Below are 16,345 nucleotides of genomic sequence, written 5' to 3' on the forward strand. Positions count from 1 at the left end.
CGGATGTGGCCAGCTCCCACTCCCTCTCAATGGCATGGGGCACCGATAGGGCTGATAGCTGGGCAAGGCAGCGCCTCTTGCCGATCTCCCCCCTTGAGGGGGAGATGTCCGGCAGGACAGAGGGGGGTATCCAGTGCGCGACCTCTCCCTGACAGCTTTTATCACCACCCACCCGCACGCGATCCTCGTCGAAATCCGCGAGGCAAAGGGTTCCACCCCCCGCGAAGCCGGCACCTTCATGCTGGTCGCGGATACGGCGATCTGGGGCACGATCGGCGGCGGGCAGTTCGAATATATGGCGATCGACAATGCCCGGGCGATGCTGGCGGGTCGCGGCGAGACGGCGATGGACATTCCGCTCGGGCCGGAGATCGGCCAGTGCTGCGGCGGCCATACCCGGCTTGCCTTCCGGCCGCTGACACCGGAGCTCGCCGATATGCTGGAACGGCGCCTGCGCGAGGAAGAGGACGACCGGCCGGCGGTCACGCTGTTCGGCTCGGGCCACGTGGGTCAGGCGCTCGCAAAAGCGCTGGTTCCCCTGCCCTTTGCGGTGACCGTCATCGAGACCCGCGCCGAGGCGCTGGAAGACCTGCCGGAAAATACGGCAAGACACCTGACCGCCATGCCGGAAGCCTTCATCGACAAAATCCCGGCAGGCGGGGCGGCGATCATTCTCACCCATGACCATGCGCTGGATTTCCTGATCGCCCAGCGGGCTCTTGCACGCACCGATCTCGCCTATGTCGGCATGATCGGCTCGCTGACCAAACGGGCGACGTTCTCGCACTGGCTGAAGCGGCAGGGCGATGACGACAGCGACGGGATGATGTCCCGCCTGGTTCTGCCGATCGGCGGCGCGGCGGTGAAGGACAAGCGCCCGGCGGTGATCGCCGCGCTGGTGGCGGCGGAACTCATCGCAACCTACGCCGCCCGCCAGGACCAGCAGTCAAAGCGGCAGGTCCCGAGCACTTGAACGGCATTTTGCGCCCCAGAACGCCTCCGTGCGGCTTTCCAGCACGGCCTGCGGCAGGGCGAGATCGCCGCGCAGGTCGTCCGGCAATGCCTCTATCTGCGAACGGCCCTTGAAGAGACGGTGGAAAAACCGGCGAAGCGGCCCTGAGACATCCGGGCGGCCGGACTTTCCCGAACACGCGGAGTTCAAGGGCACGGAATGGGCATCTGCGGACGGCATGGTGGTCGCTCCACATCGATAAACGATCCTGATTGGGTGGGATCAGCGATGCGCCCGATTGCCTGGGAATTCCAATTCAAATACAGTGGCCGGCGATAAAGAGAACTTATCGATGAAACTGTCGCGCCGTTTTCCGCTCAATGCGCTCAGGGTCTTCGAGGCGGTCGCCCGCCTCGAGAATTTTACCCGCGCCGCCGAAGAACTCGGCATGACGCAGACGGCGGTCAGCTATCAGATCAAGCTGTTGGAGGACTATCTCGGCGACGCGGTGTTCCTGCGAAGACCGCGGGCGCTGCAACTGACGGAAACCGGCCGCAATCTCCTGCCGAAAGTGGCCGAGGCTTTTTCCCTTCTGTCTGAAGCGGTGCAGGAAGCGCGCGGCACGACGGAGGAGACATTGGAAATCCACTCCCCGCCCACCTTCGCGTCTCATTGGCTGGCACGGCATATCGGCGAATTTCAGCTCGAACATCCGCATATCGCCGTGCGGCTCGTGCGCAGCGGTGCCCATGACGGGGAATATCCGCAACCGACCGACGTGGCGATCCGCATTAGGGCAAACCCTTGGGACGGCTTGATCTGCCATCCGATATTACGCCTTACCTACGCGCCCATGCTCAATCCGCAACTCGCCGAAAGCGTCGGCGGCATTCAGACGCCCGCCGACCTGATGAAGGCGCCGTGGATTTCGAACGGCAAGGGGCTCTGGAACGACTGGTTCCGGGCCGCCGGCCTCGATCCCATCGGCATCAGGCAAATGCAGCTGGACGCTTATGGCGCGCTGGATCTGGAGGCGAATGCGGCGATCGCCGGCCATGGCGTCGCCATGCTCAGCCCCTTCCTGTTTCAGGCGGAACTCGCCTCCGGACGCCTTGTGCAACCGTTTGATCTTGCCCTCAGCGACACCAAGACCTACTGGCTGTGTTATCCGCCTGCGCGTAAGAATGCGGCCAAGATCAAGGCCTTCGCCGCATGGATTGAAGCGACTGTTGCGCTGGATCTGGCAAGGGCGCCAGGTGTCCTTGCCCAATCGGCGGTACAATAGTCTAGAACCGCGATCAAAGGCTTCGCTGCGAATAGATCATCCGCGTCGCGCGAAACGCGCCCTCGTCCGGCGCGCCGCGACGGTCGCGGCCATCTAGAAGGCCGAGGTCGCGCTGCCAGGACGCGGGCATTTCCTCAAGATCAAGGCTGTTGCGGCGCACCGCCAGCCGAAAGCGGATCGCCTTTGCCAGGCCGAACCGCGGCAGAAGCCATTCGAAGGGCAGATTGAAGCTGGAAAACATCTTCTTGCTCCAACGGGGATACCCCGTTTTCATTTGATCGGTATGGAGGTAAGTTGCGCCGGAAAATATCGGCAATCCAATCGAATTACCGCCTGTACGGATCAAGAGAACTTATCCATGAAGATGTCGAAACAGTTCCCGCTGAACGCGCTTCGGGTGTTCGAATCCGCCGCCCGGCTGATGAGTTTCACCAGGGCCGGCGAGGAACTCGGGCTGACGCAGACGGCGGTGAGCTACCAGATCAAGCTGCTGGAGGACACGATCGGCGAGCAACTTTTCCTGCGCCGGCCGCGTCAGGTCTCCCTGACGGAGGCAGGAGAGCAGCTGGCCCCGAGGATCGCCGAAGCTTTCGCGATCATGGGCGATGCGCTCGCCACGCTTCACGACACGTCGGAGGGGACACTCATCATCCACTCGACCGCCACCTTCGCCTCGCGCTGGCTGGCACGCCATCTGGGATCGTTCCAGCTCGAGAACCCGACCATCGCGGTCAGGCTGGAGACCTCACAGGAGATGATCGACTTTTCCAAGACCGAGGCCGACGTGGCGATCCGCACCGGCAAGGGCGACTGGCCGGGCCTCAAGGCGCATTTCCTCGAGAAGAGCCATTTCACGCCAATGCTGAGCCCGCAGCTGGCGGCGACGATCGGCGGCGTCAACACGCCGGCGGACATCCTGAAGCTGAGGATCATCGATCCCGGCGATCCCTGGTGGAAAATCTGGTTCGCGGCGGCGGGCATGCCGGATGTCGATCTCGGCGGCCGTCCGGTAAGCAGGTTCGGCGCCCAGGCCTTCGAGGCGGCCGCGGCGATTGCCGGTCAGGGGGTCGCGATCCTGAAACCCGAATTCTATGCAGACGATGTGGCGCTCGGCCGGCTGATCCAGCCGTTCGACGTGTTGAGCGACGACGGTAGCGACTATTGGCTCGTCTACCCGCAAGCCCGCAGGAACGGCAAGAAAATCCGCGCCTTCCGCGACTTCATGCGGAAAACCATGCCGACATTCCGGGACTAGAGCGTTTCCTTGTTGGATTGAAGCATTCTGCCGGAGCAGGTTTTCGTTGGGGCCAAGGCGATTGGCGCAGGGCATACCTGATGGTACGTCCAAGCCGATCGCCTTTGATCCCGGCGGAAAGATGCGGCCCTTCGGGTTGGCTCAAACGGGCCGCCAGATCGACCCCGCTTGAGCCACAGAATGTTTCAATCCAACAAGGAAACGCTCTAGCAGTCAGGGTTCTGAACTTGCAGTCAGTTTTCTATCCGCCGCTTTGCTGGACGGAAAACTGGCTGAACATATCTCCTGGCCGCCGGCAGCGGCTAATAGCTCATATCCGGCGCATAGAAACAGCGCAGCGTATCTTCGGTCGGATAGAGACAGAGATGATATTCCTCGTCCTGGCTCCGCCGGGCCTGGCTCTGCGGCAATTTGAAATCATGCGGGCGGGTGATCAGCCGATGATCGCCGGGACCCAGGATGATCTCGTAGCCACCGTCGATGATCTTGACGTTCTTGGTCGCGATCATCTGGCAGTCGCCGGTATGGTTGTCGCCATTGCAACAGAAGCCGTCATATTTCCAGGTCACACCGCTCGCGCTGTGTGCCTCGTGGGCACTGGCCGAACCAACCTGGACGCAGGACGCATACGCAATCATCACACCTGTCAGAATACCACGCATGAGCTTAGTCTCCGTTGATGAATGCCCCCATCACCGGCTCAAACCGCACGCATTACCAAGCTTTCGCCGGCTGACTTGCAATTGTCACAATACGTGAGTCGGCTCGACCAACTAACCCTAACTTATCGCGATGCACAATTCAGAACATGCTACTATTGCCAATCCCGGAAGGATAGCCCGGAGGAACTCGAAGTCGATGGTCGCAGTTCCGTAGCGGGACAAAAAAGTGTTCGAGGCGGCCCCTCTTCCCTTGGCCCGGTTTTTTCCCCACAGTAACGAGTCGGGGGCAAAAAGGGGAAGACTGAATGTATGAATATGCCGTCGCCTGGGAGTGGCTCAGTTTCGCCGCCCGCTGGTTCCATGTCATCACGGCGATCGCCTGGATCGGCTCGTCGTTCTATTTTATCGCGCTCGATCTCGGGCTGACCAAACGCCCCAATCTGCCGGCCGGTGTTTATGGCGAAGAATGGCAGGTACATGGCGGCGGTTTCTACCATGTGCAGAAATACCTGGTGGCGCCGGCGCAGATGCCGGAACACCTGACCTGGTTCAAATACGAGAGCTACTTTACCTGGCTCTCAGGCTTCCTGATGCTCTGCATCGTCTATTACGGCGGAGCCGACCTGTTCCTGATCGATCGCACCGTGATGGACCTCGCCCCCTGGCAGGCGATCGTCCTGTCGCTGGCATCCCTGTCGGTCGGCTGGATCGTCTACGACCTGCTCTGCAAGTCGCCGCTCGGAAACAACACCTGGGGCCTGATGGCGCTGCTCTTCCTGGTGCTGATCGCCATGGCCTGGGGTTACACGCAGGTGTTTTCCGGCCGCGCCGCCTTCCTGCATCTCGGCGCCTTCACCGCGACGATCATGTCGGCCAACGTCTTCTTCATCATCATCCCCAACCAGAAGATCGTGGTCGCGGACCTGATCGCCGGCCGCACGCCGGATCCGAAATACGGCGCGATCGCCAAGCAGCGTTCGCTCCACAACAACTACCTGACGCTGCCCGTCATCTTCTTCATGCTGTCGAACCATTATCCGCTGGCGTTCGCGACCCATTTCAACTGGGTGATCGCCGCCTTGGTCTTCCTGATGGGCGTGACGATAAGGCACTGGTTCAACACCACCCACGCCCGCAAGGGCAAGCCGACCTGGACCTGGCTGGTGACGGTGCTGCTGTTCATCGTTATCATGTGGCTCTCGACCGTGCCGAAAGTGCTGACCGGCGAGGCTGAGACCTCGATGAACCCGGTGGCCCAGAAATTCGCGGCCAACGCCCATTTCGGCGCAGCCAGGGATGTCGTGCAGGCACGCTGTTCCATGTGCCATGCGGCCGAGCCCGTTTACGAAGGCGTCAATTTCACGCCGAAATCCGTCAGGCTGGAGACGGATGCCGAAATCGCCGCGCATGCGCGGGAAATCTATATCCAGGCCGGCCGCAGCCACGCCATGCCGCCCGGCAATGTCACCGCCATCTCGCCGGAAGAGCGCAAGCTGCTGGTGGCATGGTATGAAAGCGCGATATCCCGATGACCCAGATCTTGATCCGCGGCCGCCTGCTCTCCTTCAAGCGCGCGCCCCTCTCCCTGACCGACACAGACAGCTACCTCTATGAAAGCGACGGTGCGCTGCTGATGGAGGACGGCAGGATTTCCGTGGCCGGCAGCTATGGAACCGTCAGGGCCATCGCGCCGGAGGGGATCGAGGAGATCGACCACCGGCCGCACCTGATCATGCCGGGTTTCATCGACATGCACCTGCACTTCCCCCAGATGCAGGTGATCGCCTCCTATGCCGCCAATCTCTTGGAATGGCTGAACACCTACACGTTCCCAGAGGAATGCCGGTTCGTCGAAAGCGAGCACGCGGCCCGTATCGCGACCCATTTCTACGACGAACTGCTGCGCCACGGCACCACGACGGCGGTCGCCTACTGTTCGGTGCACAAGACCTCGGCCGACGCATTCTTCGCCGAAGCCCTGAAGCGCGGCATGTGCATGGTCGGCGGCAAGGTGATGATGGACCGCAACGCGCCGCAGGGCCTGCTCGACACGCCCGAAATGGGGTATGACGAAACCCGCGCGGTGATCGCCGACTGGCACGGCAAGGGACGCAATCACGTGGCGATCACGCCGCGCTTCGCGATCACCTCGACGCCGGGCCAGATGCAGGCGACCCAGGCGCTGGCCGAAGAGTTTCCGGACCTGCACATCCAGACCCATCTTTCCGAAAACCACGACGAGATCCGCTACACGATGGACCTCTATCCGGAGGCCACGGACTATACCGACATCTACGCCCGTTACGGGTTGCTGGGCAAAAAGACGCTGCTCGGGCACGCGATCCATCTCTCCGAACGGGAAGCCGATGCGCTCTCGGAAGCCGGCGCCGTCGCCGTCCACTGCCCGACCTCCAACCTCTTCCTCGGTTCCGGCCTGTTCCCGATGAAATCGCTGATGCGGCGTGACAAGCCCGTCAGGGTGGCGGTCGCCACCGATATCGGCGGCGGCTCCAGCTATTCGATGCTGCGCACCATGGACGAGGCCTACAAGATCCAGCAGTTGCTCGGCGAGCGCCTCAACCCGCTCGAGAGCTTTTACCTGATGACGAGGGGCAATGCCGAGGCGCTGTCGATGGCGGACGACATCGGCACGCTGGAACCGGGCACCGCCGCCGACCTCGTGGTACTGGACGCGGCATCGACACCGGCCATGCGGTTGCGGATGGAAACGGTGAAGACACTGCCGGAAGAACTGTTCCTGCTGCAGACCATGGGCGACGACCGCGCCGTGGTCGAGACCTATGTGGCGGGCAAAGCGATGAAGGGCGCGCTCGACGCGATCCAGGTCAGGACCTAACCGCCCACCCGCCGCCGGGCCCCCTCCTTGATCGCTTCCATGACAGCCCGGACAATCGGAACGTCGCGGATATCCGAGTGAACGACGAGCCAGATGTCGCGCGTCACCGGTTCGTCCTCCACCAGCGCAAGGGCCAGCCCGTCGCCGGCGCCGACGAAGAAATCGGGCAGGATGGCGATCCCGCCGCCCGCCCGGGCCATTGCGCGCTGGAATTCCAGCGTCGAGGCCCTCAGGCCGACACGCCGTCCTCCCGCGATATCGAGAAGCCGCCGATGCTGCGGGGACGTGTCCATGTCCTCGCCGTAAGAAATGAAGCTCCATTGCTCTTGCGGCGTCTCGGCAAGATAGGACGGCGACGCATAGAAATCGAACCGAACGCTGCCGATCCGCATGACGGTAAGATCCCCCTGTTCGGGACGGGCCAGACGCACCGCAATGTCCGCCTCCCGACGGTTGAGGGACGCATAGCGCTTTTCGCCGGCAACGACGATCTCGATCTCGGGGTGACGCCGGCGAAGCATGGCGATCGGCTCCGGCAACAGAAAGTCCGAAAGTGCCGGAGGTGCGCTGATGCGCACCGTACCGGCCAGCCGGTCCTGTTTGAGCCTCGCCTGATCGGTGGCGAGAGCCTGTTCCTCCATCCGCCGCGCCAGTTCGGCAATGCGTTCGCCCTCGACCGTCAGCGTGATCTTCCGGCCGCGGCGATCGACCAGTCTGGCCTGCAGCTGCTCCTCCAGAAGCGCCACGCGGCGGCTGACGGTCGCGTGTTCCACGCCGAGTGTCCGGGCGGCGCCGAGCAACGTTCCGCTGTTCGAGAGCGCCAGAAAGTAGCGGAGGTTTTCCCAGTCGAGCATTGTCAATTTTTTCCCATCCATTGTCCATGAATAGGGAATTTTCAAACAATAGGCAAAGGCTCATCCTGACCCCGCCTCAAACATGGAGAATGACGATGGCGAATATCCTGGTGAGCCTGACCTCCCCAGGCGGGTTGGAAAACCTGCAGATCCTGGAACAGCCTCAGCTGACGCCCAAGGAGGACGAAATTGTCGTGCGGCACGATGCGATCGGCATGAACTTCGTCGATATCTATCACCGCAAGGGGATCTACGCGCTGCCATCCTATCCCGCCGTGATCGGTGTCGAGGCGGCCGGCACGGTGGAAGCCGTCGGCTCCGCCGTCGCCGATCTGAAGGTCGGCGATCGGATTGCCTATTGCGGCGCCCCGATCGGAGCCTACGCAACGCGCCGGACGCTGGCGGCGCAGCGGGCCATCCTTCTTCCGCCGCAGATCGACGCCGCGACGGCGGCTTCCTCGCTGCTGAAAGCGATGACGGCCTATATGCTGCTTTCCAAGACTTACCCTGTCGGCGCCGGCACCACCGTCCTGGTCCACGCAGCTGCGGGCGGTCTCGGCGCGATCCTGGTCAAATGGGCCAAGGAACTCGGAGCGACGGTGATCGGAACCGTAAGCTCGCAGGAAAAGGCGGAACTGGCCCGCAGCTACGGCGCCGATCACCTGATCGTCGGGCGGGACGCGGATCTGGTGGGCGAGGTCAAGTCCCGGACGAACGGACGCGGCGTCGATGTCGGCTATGACGGAGTTGGCGGTTCTGTGCTGGCCAAGACGATCGACAGCGTCCGGCCGTTCGGCACCGTGGTAACCATAGGTCAGGCCGCCGGCCCGATCCCGCCGGTCGATGTAGACCGGCTCAGGCCGGGCAAGGCCCTGTCGCATCCCAGCATTCTTGCCTTCACCATCGACCAGGCCAATTATCGCGAGGCGGCGAAAGCAGCGATTGCCGCAATCGAAAGCGGCATCACCGCGGCCGTCGCGGCAGAATATCCGCTCGAAGAGGCAGCCAGGGCACAGGAATTCCTGGAAAGCGGCCGCGCAGCCGGCAGCCTGCTGCTTATCCCCGAGTGACGGCAGGCGATATCGCGCAGAACCACACGCCCGGAAGATAAACTGAGGCGAAACAGCGCGCGATATCGCTCGACATTCCTCTGGCGGAGCCGCGAAGATATGCTACTCGTCTGCCTAGCATCCGGAGGAAGAATATCGATGTCCAAGCCGCTGACCATCGCCGATCTCAAGAAACTTGCCCGCCGTCGTGTGCCGAAGATGTTCTTCGACTATGCCGACAGCGGCGCCTGGACCGAGGGCACCTACCGGGCGAACGAGGAAGACTTCTCGAGGATCAAGCTGCGCCAGCGGGTTCTGGTCGACATGACCAACCGCACGCTGGAAACCACGATGATCGGCGAAAAGGCTGCCATGCCCGTGGCGCTTGCCCCGACCGGCATGACCGGCATGCAGCATGCCGACGGCGAGATGCTCGCCGCCAAGGCGGCGGAAGAATTCGGCGTGCCCTTCACGCTCTCGACCATGAGCATCTGCTCGATCGAGGACGTCGCCTCGGTAACCACCAAACCCTTCTGGTTCCAGCTCTACGTGATGAAGGACCGCGGCTTCGTCGAACGGCTGATCGGCCGCGCCAAGGCGGCAAAATGCTCGGCGCTGGTCGTCACCGCCGACCTGCAGATTCTCGGCCAGCGCCACAAGGACCTGCGCAACGGCCTCGCCGCCCCGCCGAAGCCGACGCTGAACGCCGCCCTGCAGCTCGCCACGCGCCCGAGGTGGTGCCTGGAAATGCTCGGCACCAAACGCCGCGGTTTCGGCAATATCGTCGGCCATGCGAGCAACGTCTCCGACCTCTCCTCCCTCGGCGCCTGGACGGCGGAACAGTTCGACCCGCGGCTTTCGTGGGACGACATCCGCTGGATCAAGGATCTCTGGGGCGGCAAGATGATCATCAAGGGCATTCTCGACGAGGAAGATGCCCGCGCCGCTGCCGATACCGGCGCCGATGCGATCATCGTCTCCAACCATGGCGGCCGGCAGCTCGACGGCGCGCCCTCATCGATCAGCATGCTGCCGAAGATCATCGAAGCCGTCGGCGACCGGATCGAGGTGCATGTGGATGGCGGCATCCGCTCGGGCCAGGACGTGCTGAAGGCGGTCGCGCTCGGCGCCCGCGGCACCCATATCGGCCGTCCCTTCCTCTACGGCCTCGGCGCCATGGGCAAGGAAGGCGTGACGACGACGCTCGAAATCATCCGCAAGGAACTCGACATCACCATGGCGCTGTGCGGCAAGCGCGATATCCAGACGATCGACCGCAATATCCTGGCCAGCATGCCGTTCTGATCAACGCCGAGGGCGGTCGCTGCTACCTCAGCACCAGCCGCCCTTGCCGGCACCCGGCCGTTTCGCCAGTCCCTCGTTGACGAGGACATCCGCGAGCGAGCGGCCGTTGCGCGTGACTTCGCGCAGCTTGTGGCCTTCGACCTCGTCCTCGTTGCCCTGCCAAGTGACCAGCTCGAACGGGCCGGAATCGAGGAAGGCGCGCACCCGCAGTTCCGCATCGCTCGCCTTGATCCGTTCCGCCTCGCAACGCGGCTTCTTGATGTCGGGCACCTCGATGCCGACCAGCCGGATCTTCTGGCCGTGGAACACGAAACGGTCGGCGGCGGTGACGCAGTCGTCCTGCTTGGCGGATCCGCAGAGATAGAATTTCGCCTCATAGGCGCCGGCGAGGCTTTCGTTGCTCTTCGGCGGCTCCGCGGCCTTCTGGATCTCTTCGAGGATCGGTTTTCCGATCGGCGCCGGCGGGACGATCGCGGCGGTGTGGCTCTGGTCGGGAGCGATTGCGGGTTTGGGCGTCACCGGCCGGTGCGACGGCCCGGAGCTTGCCTGAACGGGCCTGGCCGGCACCGGTTTCGCCGCGAGCTGAACCGGCGGCTTGCCGGACGTCAGTTCGGTGACGAAACGCCTCGCCGCTGCGGAATTCTCGTAAAGCGCAATGCCGCCCGCCACCACCGCCAGCGTCCCGAGCCAGGGCCACAGCGACGAACCGGAGCCCGACGACCGCTTGGGCGAACTCTTGCGCCGAGAACCGGATTTGCCGCGCGATTGGGCCATGACGATCCCTCCTGTCGAATCGCGGAAATTATCGAGGGGAAGGATTGCCGAAAGGTTTCGAGGAGGAGCGGTCAGTCGTGGAAACGGCACTGGAGGAGGATGAGCGTCTGCCGATCGCCCTGGCCTTCAACCTGGATGCTTTGGCAATCCTGGTGACGCTGAAAACCCGCGCTGCCATGGCCGTGCGCATCAATATCACGCTGCCGGAAGACGTGCTGGAACGGATCGACCGCTTTGCCGCGGATCGGGGCCTGTCGCGCTCGACTTTCCTCGCGCGCGCCGCAAGCCGCGAGATGGAACGCAACGCCGGTTGAGGGACTACCCCGCCCTGCCGGTAGCGAGCGCCACCGCCCAGTCGGAGCGGCCGTTCTCGGCGGCGAGCCGCGACATGGCCAGGTGATCGTAGGATACGTTGCGGAACTGCGGGATCCAGCCCGCCGAGGTCTTTTCAAGGATCGCGTATGACGCCATCGGATGACCGGTCTCGACCTTGTGGAAACAAGGCGCGTCATCATCATAGGCGGGGCACCCCACGCTGCCGGGATTGACGATCAGCCGGCCGTCGGAGAGCTGCACCGCCCGCGGAACATGGCTGTGACCGCACAGGATCAGCGGCTGCGCGATGCCTTGCGCCAGCGCCTCGATCTCGTCCAGCGGCTTCAGGAAAACATGGCCTTCGCTCGACACGCCCTCCAGCCAGTAGACATTATCCGATTGCGGCGTCGCATGGCAGAGATAGGCCTCGTCCCGGTAGACGGCGCTGAACGGCAGCTTGCGCAGCCATTGCAGGTGGCGGGGCGCCAGTTGCGAAAAGGCATGCACCTCCCATGACGGCATCGCATCCGCCGGGTTGTCGATCAGGTAGCGGTCGTGATTGCCGCGCACGGTCAGCGTCGCTATCGTATCGAGCAGGATCAGCAGGTCGGCGGTGCGCCCGGCTTCGAGCGGGCCGCTGAGGCAATCGCCGAGATTGACGATGTCGGTAATGCCCTGCGCGTGGATATCCGCGAGCACCGCTTCGAGCGCCGCGCAGTTGCCATGGATGTCGGCGATCGCGGCAAAGCGCATCAGCTCCCCCGATAGGTGGAATAACCGTAGGGCGAGAGCAGCAGCGGCACGTGATAATGCGCGGTGGTGTCGGCAATGCCGAAGCGGATCGGGATCACGTCGAGGAAGGCCGGTTCCGCGAGCGCGACACCCAGGGCACGAAGGTAGGCCCCTGCATGGAAGACCAGTTCGTACTCACCGGTCGCAAACGTCTCGCCGATCAGGATCGGGCCGCCATCGACGCGGCCGTCGCCATTGGTGACGACGGTCTTGAGTTTTTCGCGCGCCTCGCCGTTCAGCCGGTAGAGATCGATCGAAAGTCCCTCTGCCGGTTTGCCGCTGGCAGTGTCGAGCACATGGGTGGTGAGGCCGGTCACAGGCTGGGCTCCGCGATGAGGTAGGGCGTTTCGAAGAAGAACTCCTCGTAGTTTGCGGACGTATTGTCCCTGTCCACCACCAGGAAATCGCTGACGACCCCGATCGCCATCAGCGGATGATGCCAGGCCTTCGGGAAGTAGTTGACGCCCTGATGCGGCTGCACGAGGAAAACCTGCGGCTTGCCCGGCCGGCCGTCTTCGTCATGGGAAACCGCGATCAGGAACGGCTGGCCCGATATCGGCGAAAAACTCTGGCTGGCGAAGGGATGCCGCTCCATCATGGTGACCGCGTAAGGGAACTGCCGCGGCTTGCTGCGGAAGATGCTGAAGATCAGCCGCTCGGGGTCACCGATCACCACCGGCTCGGCAAGCGCATGATAACGTTCGGTCGTTCCGCCGTTGATCAGCCGCATGGTTGCCGGATCGGCCTCGATGATATCGCCGAACGGGGCAAAGGCTTCTCTGGTCAGCGGCAGGATTTCAAGATAGTCGGTCACGTCGTTCGCCTTCGGTCATTCGGCTGCAATCATTCGCCCTGGGCACGCCAGTTGCGCAGGGAATCGAGCTGGGAAACCAGCGGCGGCAGCGAGTTCTTCACCGTATCCAGAACGATAGGAAGTTCCAGTTCGTAATAGTCATGGACGACGAAATTGCGCATGCCCTTCATTTTCGACCAGGGAATTTCCGGGTGATCGACGGGGAAGTCCGGGTGATGGGTCATGATCCTGGCGGCACTCTCGCCGATCAGGATCAACGCCATGCCGACCGCCATCTGCGTGCGAATGTCGCGGAGAAACGTTTCCTGCTCCATCCCCGCCACGAACTCGCAGGCCTGAAGTGCTGCAGAGTGCATCTGGTCGAGATATTCCCTCAGGCGGTCAGCACTCATATGGATGCTGCTTCCGACAGGATCCGGTCGCGCATCGAATGTCGGATGCCCCCGGACGTGACAAGATCGACCTTGACTTGCAGTAGCGTTTCGAGCGTGTCCTGCAGCCCGCCAAGGTCAAACAGGGTGGTGCCGGGAAGCGCATCGACGAGGATGTCGATATCGCTGTCCGGCCCGTCCTCGCCGCGAGCCACGGAGCCGAAGACGCGCGGGTTGGTGGCGTTAAAGCGTTTTGTCGCTTCGCGGATCGCTTCCCGGTTCTTTTCCAGCACTTCCGACGGTCTCATGATGGCGTCACTCCTGATCTCGCCAATATAAGCGACGGAGACGATGGGGGAAAGGAGCATCCAGGGCCTCAATGTCCCGGCAGCAGCGATTGCAGGCGCAGGAGCGCGATCTTTTCCACCTGGGCGGTGGCGGTCGCGAATTCCTCTTCGGCGCTGTTGTGGATGCGCTTCTCGAAGGCGGCCAGAATGTCGTCCTTGGTCAGCCCCTTGACCGCGATGATGAAGGGGAAACCGAATTTTTCCGTATAGGCGGTGTTGAGTTCGGTGAACCGGGCGTGCTCGGTGGGGCTCAGGCGATCGAGCCCGGCACCGGCCTGTTCTTGTCTGCTGTCCTCGGTGAGTTCGCCGGCAATCGCCAGCTTGCCCGCAAGATCCGGATGGGCGCGCAGCACACCGAGACGCTCCGCATGGCTTGCCCGGCGGAAGATCGAGGTCAGCGCATCATGTACGCTCTTCGACGACAGCGGCACCAGCATCAGCCCGGCGTCGTAGGCGCGTTCTGCGATGAAGGGCGAGTGCTCGAACACACCGCCGAACATCGTGACGAAATCCCCGCGGGCGGTCATGGCGCGCCCGCCGGCTTGTGGTGTTGGTGCCAATGCCTGGCGATCTCCAGACGCTGCGGGATCCAGACCTTGTCGTGGCTGAGCACGTATTCGATGAAGCGCTTCAGCGCCGCGGCGCGGCCGGGCCGCCCGACGAGACGGCAATGCAGGCCGACCGACATCATCTTCGGAGCGCCTTCCCTGCCTTCCTGGTAGAGCACGTCGAAGGCGTCCTTGAGATAGGTGAAGAACTGGTCGCCGGCGTTAAAACCCTGCGGTGTCGCGAACCGCATGTCGTTGGTTTCCAGCGTATAGGGGATGATCAGGAACGGCTTCTGGTCGAGCCCCTTGACCCAATAGGGCAGGTCGTCCGCGTAACTGTCGGACGAATAAAGGAAACCGCCCTCCTCCATCACCAGTTTCAGCGTGTTGTCGGAAGGCTTGCCCTGGTACATGCCGTAGGGCCGCTCGCCGACCAGTTCGGTATGCAGGCGCACGGCTTCGAGAATGTGCTCGCGCTCCCTGGCTTCCGGGAAATCCTTGTATTCGAGCCAGCGATAGCCGTGGCTGGCGATTTCCCAGCCCGCCTCCTTCATGGCGGCGACGGCTTCCGGGTTGCGGGCCATGGCAAGTGTCACGCCATAGACGGTGGTCTGCACCTTGAGGTCTGTGAACATCCGCCACAGCCGCCAGAAGCCGGCGCGCGAGCCGTATTCGTAGATCGATTCCATGTTGAGGTTGCGCTGACCCGGCCAGGGTGCGGCGCCGACGATTTCCGACAGCAGGTTTTCCGAGGCGGGATCGCCGTCCATGATCGAGCTTTCGCCGCCCTCCTCGTAGTTGATCACGAACTGGACGGCGACATGGGCGCCGCCCGGCCATTTCGGATCGGGAGTGGAGCGGCCGTAGCCGACGAGTTCGCGCGGATAGTCTTTTGCCTGCATGGATCACCTTCGACGAATGAGGCCGGACGGTAGCGCACCCTTTCCGGCCCTGTCGAGATGGAAACGTCGCCTAGAGGCCGAGCGCCCGAAGGATCGCGACGCAGGCGACCCCGAGTGCCACGGAAACGAGCATCGGCAGGCGAAGTGCCGCAAAAGCAGTCACCGCGCAGGCCACGGTTTCGGCAATCCCGGTGGCAAACGCGGTCGGAGCGACCACCGCCATCAGCACCGCGGGCGGGATCGATTCGATCGCCTTCCGGCGGCTGCCCTCGAGCGAGACATGGCGGATGAGGACGAGACCGCTGAGGCGGGTGAGCACGGTGGCGGCGGCCATGGCAAGGATGGCGGCAAGCGTGGCGAGATCGACGGTCATGGCGTCACCTCCACGCCCCGCGCCCTGCCGGTGAGCACGGCGGCTGCCAGTCCGGCAACGGCACCGGCGGCGATATACCAGACGCCGGGCACGAAATGCTGGGTGGCGACGGCGGCAGCCCCGCTCGCCAGCAGCACGGCACCGGTCTCCGGCCCCTTCCAGAAGCCCATGACCAGCACGATGAACACGGCCGGAAAGGCGAAATCGAGCCCGAGCACCACCGGATCGCCGAGAAAGGCGCCGAGGGCAGCGCCAGCGAGCCCCGAAAGCACCCAGGCGAGGTAGAAGGGCGCGACGAGGCCGGCGAACCAGGCGGGCGTGAGCTTTGCTACCTTAGCCCGGAACTCGGCCATCGCCCAGATCTCGTCGGCGAGGAACAGCATCGAGAGATAACGCGCCGGCTGGCTGAAACCGCCCATCCTGGTGCCGAGCGAGGCGCTCATCAGCACATGGCGGATGTTGACCAAGAGGGCTGCGAACCCGACGCCGGTCCAGGAGGCCGGATGGGTCCAGATATCCATCGCCACGAATTGCGAACCGCCGGCGAACACCAGCGCGCTCATCAGGGCCGTTTCCGCCGGCGACAGGCCCTTGGTGGCCGCAACCGCCCCGAAAACGAGGCCGATCGGGATGACCGCTGCGATCAGCGGCGAGATCGCGCGCATGCCGCCGAGGAAGTCTTGCTGTTTGGTGTTGTCGTTCATTCGATAACCTTGATCTCGGGTAGATATGGCGTCTGCCCCTCATCCGCCTGCCGGCACCTTCTCCCCGCACGCGGGGAGAAGGACATATGCCGCCCTCTCTCCGTTTCACTCCGACATCGCGCGGGGCACGTCCCCTCTCCCCGCCTGCGGGGAGAGGTGGAGCGCAGCAAGCTGCGCTCTGGGTGA

At 63.4% G+C, this 16,345-nt stretch carries 22 protein-coding genes; 8 read left to right on the forward strand and 14 right to left on the reverse strand.

Features of this window, described 5'->3' with window-relative positions; all coding sequences use genetic code 11:
• Window positions 1-133 precede the first annotated feature (133 nt).
• Window positions 134-973, forward strand: coding sequence for a xanthine dehydrogenase accessory protein XdhC (gene xdhC, locus J2X76_RS09245; RefSeq protein ID WP_310215219.1), 840 nt, complete (start codon window positions 134-136; stop codon window positions 971-973).
• Here the strand turns inward: xdhC and J2X76_RS09250 are convergent.
• Window positions 947-1,192 carry a hypothetical protein gene (locus J2X76_RS09250; protein ID WP_310215221.1) on the reverse strand — a complete coding sequence of 82 codons (246 nt, stop codon included), beginning with the start codon at window positions 1,190-1,192 and terminating at the stop codon, window positions 947-949. The two genes, xdhC and J2X76_RS09250, sit on opposite strands and share 27 nt — an antisense overlap.
• Window positions 1,193-1,304: 112 nt before the next feature.
• On the opposite strand from J2X76_RS09250, the gene J2X76_RS09255 reads away from it, so the two are divergent.
• Complete coding sequence (locus J2X76_RS09255; RefSeq protein WP_310215225.1) at window positions 1,305-2,237, forward strand: LysR substrate-binding domain-containing protein; 933 nt, start codon at window positions 1,305-1,307, stop codon at window positions 2,235-2,237.
• A gap of 13 nt (window positions 2,238-2,250) precedes the next feature.
• On the opposite strand, the gene J2X76_RS09260 is transcribed toward J2X76_RS09255, so the two are convergent.
• The gene (locus J2X76_RS09260; protein ID WP_310215229.1) at window positions 2,251-2,478 is read right to left on the reverse strand and encodes a hypothetical protein; all 228 of its coding nucleotides are present in this window, start codon (window positions 2,476-2,478) and stop codon (window positions 2,251-2,253) included.
• Window positions 2,479-2,595: 117 nt separating this feature from the next.
• Here J2X76_RS09260 and J2X76_RS09265 point away from each other — a divergent pair, with 117 nt between their 5' ends.
• Entirely contained in the window at window positions 2,596-3,492 is an 897-nt protein-coding gene (locus J2X76_RS09265; RefSeq protein WP_310215231.1) for a LysR substrate-binding domain-containing protein, read from the forward strand.
• A gap of 302 nt (window positions 3,493-3,794) precedes the next feature.
• Here J2X76_RS09265 and J2X76_RS09270 read toward each other — a convergent pair whose 3' ends face one another.
• Window positions 3,795-4,154 carry a hypothetical protein gene (locus J2X76_RS09270; RefSeq protein ID WP_113126645.1) on the reverse strand — a complete coding sequence of 120 codons (360 nt, stop codon included), beginning with the start codon at window positions 4,152-4,154 and terminating at the stop codon, window positions 3,795-3,797.
• Between the two features lie 305 nt (window positions 4,155-4,459).
• Here J2X76_RS09270 and puuD point away from each other — a divergent pair, with 305 nt between their 5' ends.
• On the forward strand, window positions 4,460-5,686 hold the full coding sequence (gene puuD, locus J2X76_RS09275; RefSeq protein ID WP_310215236.1) for a urate hydroxylase PuuD: 1,227 nt from the start codon (window positions 4,460-4,462) through the stop codon (window positions 5,684-5,686).
• Window positions 5,683-7,011, forward strand: a complete 1,329-nt coding sequence (guaD, locus tag J2X76_RS09280) for a guanine deaminase (protein WP_310215239.1) — start codon at window positions 5,683-5,685, stop codon at window positions 7,009-7,011. The genes puuD and guaD overlap by 4 nt, the downstream gene beginning before the upstream one ends.
• On the opposite strand, the gene J2X76_RS09285 is transcribed toward guaD, so the two are convergent.
• On the reverse strand, window positions 7,008-7,865 hold the full coding sequence (locus J2X76_RS09285) for a LysR family transcriptional regulator (protein ID WP_310215241.1): 858 nt from the start codon (window positions 7,863-7,865) through the stop codon (window positions 7,008-7,010). The genes guaD and J2X76_RS09285 overlap by 4 nt on opposite strands.
• A 95-nt stretch (window positions 7,866-7,960) precedes the next feature.
• Here J2X76_RS09285 and J2X76_RS09290 point away from each other — a divergent pair, with 95 nt between their 5' ends.
• The gene (locus tag J2X76_RS09290; protein WP_310215243.1) at window positions 7,961-8,935 is read left to right on the forward strand and encodes a quinone oxidoreductase; all 975 of its coding nucleotides are present in this window, start codon (window positions 7,961-7,963) and stop codon (window positions 8,933-8,935) included.
• Between the two features lie 138 nt (window positions 8,936-9,073).
• Entirely contained in the window at window positions 9,074-10,219 is a 1,146-nt protein-coding gene (locus tag J2X76_RS09295; RefSeq protein ID WP_310215245.1) for an alpha-hydroxy acid oxidase, read from the forward strand.
• Between the two features lie 27 nt (window positions 10,220-10,246).
• Here the strand turns inward: J2X76_RS09295 and J2X76_RS09300 are convergent, their stop codons facing one another.
• Window positions 10,247-10,993, reverse strand: coding sequence for a hypothetical protein (locus J2X76_RS09300; protein WP_310215248.1), 747 nt, complete (start codon window positions 10,991-10,993; stop codon window positions 10,247-10,249).
• 77 nt (window positions 10,994-11,070) lie between these two features.
• Here J2X76_RS09300 and J2X76_RS09305 point away from each other — a divergent pair, with 77 nt between their 5' ends.
• A complete protein-coding gene (locus J2X76_RS09305; RefSeq protein ID WP_405030009.1) occupies window positions 11,071-11,307 on the forward strand; it encodes a type II toxin-antitoxin system HicB family antitoxin in 237 nt (78 codons plus the stop codon).
• Window positions 11,308-11,311: 4 nt separating this feature from the next.
• On the opposite strand, the gene J2X76_RS09310 is transcribed toward J2X76_RS09305, so the two are convergent.
• The 9 genes from J2X76_RS09310 to J2X76_RS09350 all read right to left on the reverse strand — a co-directional run bounded on the left by J2X76_RS09310 (window position 11,312) and on the right by J2X76_RS09350 (window position 16,159).
• Entirely contained in the window at window positions 11,312-12,061 is a 750-nt protein-coding gene (locus tag J2X76_RS09310) for a metallophosphoesterase family protein (protein ID WP_310215251.1), read from the reverse strand.
• A complete protein-coding gene (gene uraH, locus J2X76_RS09315) occupies window positions 12,061-12,417 on the reverse strand; it encodes a hydroxyisourate hydrolase (protein ID WP_310215254.1) in 357 nt (118 codons plus the stop codon). Before uraH ends, J2X76_RS09310 begins: the two co-directional genes overlap by 1 nt.
• Window positions 12,414-12,914, reverse strand: coding sequence for an ureidoglycolate lyase (locus J2X76_RS09320; protein ID WP_310215255.1), 501 nt, complete (start codon window positions 12,912-12,914; stop codon window positions 12,414-12,416). Before J2X76_RS09320 ends, uraH begins: the two co-directional genes overlap by 4 nt.
• A gap of 29 nt (window positions 12,915-12,943) precedes the next feature.
• Window positions 12,944-13,306 (reverse strand): DUF86 domain-containing protein, encoded by a 363-nt coding sequence (locus tag J2X76_RS09325; RefSeq protein ID WP_113126634.1) that lies wholly within the window; start codon window positions 13,304-13,306, stop codon window positions 12,944-12,946.
• Window positions 13,303-13,593, reverse strand: a complete 291-nt coding sequence (locus J2X76_RS09330; RefSeq protein ID WP_113126759.1) for a nucleotidyltransferase family protein — start codon at window positions 13,591-13,593, stop codon at window positions 13,303-13,305. The genes J2X76_RS09325 and J2X76_RS09330 overlap by 4 nt, the downstream gene beginning before the upstream one ends.
• 68 nt (window positions 13,594-13,661) lie before the next feature.
• Entirely contained in the window at window positions 13,662-14,159 is a 498-nt protein-coding gene (uraD, locus tag J2X76_RS09335; protein ID WP_113284077.1) for a 2-oxo-4-hydroxy-4-carboxy-5-ureidoimidazoline decarboxylase, read from the reverse strand.
• Complete coding sequence (gene puuE, locus J2X76_RS09340; protein ID WP_310215259.1) at window positions 14,156-15,082, reverse strand: allantoinase PuuE; 927 nt, start codon at window positions 15,080-15,082, stop codon at window positions 14,156-14,158. Before puuE ends, uraD begins: the two co-directional genes overlap by 4 nt.
• A gap of 70 nt (window positions 15,083-15,152) precedes the next feature.
• On the reverse strand, window positions 15,153-15,455 hold the full coding sequence (locus J2X76_RS09345) for an AzlD domain-containing protein (RefSeq protein ID WP_113126631.1): 303 nt from the start codon (window positions 15,453-15,455) through the stop codon (window positions 15,153-15,155).
• On the reverse strand, window positions 15,452-16,159 hold the full coding sequence (locus tag J2X76_RS09350; RefSeq protein WP_310215264.1) for an AzlC family ABC transporter permease: 708 nt from the start codon (window positions 16,157-16,159) through the stop codon (window positions 15,452-15,454). Before J2X76_RS09350 ends, J2X76_RS09345 begins: the two co-directional genes overlap by 4 nt.
• Between the last annotated feature and the right edge of the window lie 186 nt (window positions 16,160-16,345).

It is taken from the genome of Neorhizobium sp. 2083 (assembly GCF_031455615.1).
Lineage (GTDB): Bacteria > Pseudomonadota > Alphaproteobacteria > Rhizobiales > Rhizobiaceae > Neorhizobium.

Coding starts and splice junctions, on each gene's coding strand:
- puuD (WP_310215236.1), top strand. CDS start 4,460: ATGTATGAATATGCCGTCGCCTGGGAGTGGCTCAGTTTCGCCGCCCGC.
- uraD (WP_113284077.1), bottom strand. CDS start 14,159: ATGACCGCCCGCGGGGATTTCGTCACGATGTTCGGCGGTGTGTTCGAG.
- J2X76_RS09310 (WP_310215251.1), bottom strand. CDS start 12,061: ATGCGCTTTGCCGCGATCGCCGACATCCATGGCAACTGCGCGGCGCTC.
- J2X76_RS09255 (WP_310215225.1), top strand. CDS start 1,305: ATGAAACTGTCGCGCCGTTTTCCGCTCAATGCGCTCAGGGTCTTCGAG.
- J2X76_RS09300 (WP_310215248.1), bottom strand. CDS start 10,993: ATGGCCCAATCGCGCGGCAAATCCGGTTCTCGGCGCAAGAGTTCGCCC.
- J2X76_RS09290 (WP_310215243.1), top strand. CDS start 7,961: ATGGCGAATATCCTGGTGAGCCTGACCTCCCCAGGCGGGTTGGAAAAC.
- J2X76_RS09325 (WP_113126634.1), bottom strand. CDS start 13,306: ATGAGTGCTGACCGCCTGAGGGAATATCTCGACCAGATGCACTCTGCA.
- puuE (WP_310215259.1), bottom strand. CDS start 15,082: ATGCAGGCAAAAGACTATCCGCGCGAACTCGTCGGCTACGGCCGCTCC.
- J2X76_RS09265 (WP_310215231.1), top strand. CDS start 2,596: ATGAAGATGTCGAAACAGTTCCCGCTGAACGCGCTTCGGGTGTTCGAA.
- J2X76_RS09250 (WP_310215221.1), bottom strand. CDS start 1,192: ATGCCGTCCGCAGATGCCCATTCCGTGCCCTTGAACTCCGCGTGTTCG.
- J2X76_RS09270 (WP_113126645.1), bottom strand. CDS start 4,154: ATGCGTGGTATTCTGACAGGTGTGATGATTGCGTATGCGTCCTGCGTC.
- guaD (WP_310215239.1), top strand. CDS start 5,683: ATGACCCAGATCTTGATCCGCGGCCGCCTGCTCTCCTTCAAGCGCGCG.
- J2X76_RS09350 (WP_310215264.1), bottom strand. CDS start 16,159: ATGAACGACAACACCAAACAGCAAGACTTCCTCGGCGGCATGCGCGCG.
- J2X76_RS09285 (WP_310215241.1), bottom strand. CDS start 7,865: ATGCTCGACTGGGAAAACCTCCGCTACTTTCTGGCGCTCTCGAACAGC.
- J2X76_RS09345 (WP_113126631.1), bottom strand. CDS start 15,455: ATGACCGTCGATCTCGCCACGCTTGCCGCCATCCTTGCCATGGCCGCC.
- J2X76_RS09330 (WP_113126759.1), bottom strand. CDS start 13,593: ATGAGACCGTCGGAAGTGCTGGAAAAGAACCGGGAAGCGATCCGCGAA.
- J2X76_RS09295 (WP_310215245.1), top strand. CDS start 9,074: ATGTCCAAGCCGCTGACCATCGCCGATCTCAAGAAACTTGCCCGCCGT.
- J2X76_RS09260 (WP_310215229.1), bottom strand. CDS start 2,478: ATGTTTTCCAGCTTCAATCTGCCCTTCGAATGGCTTCTGCCGCGGTTC.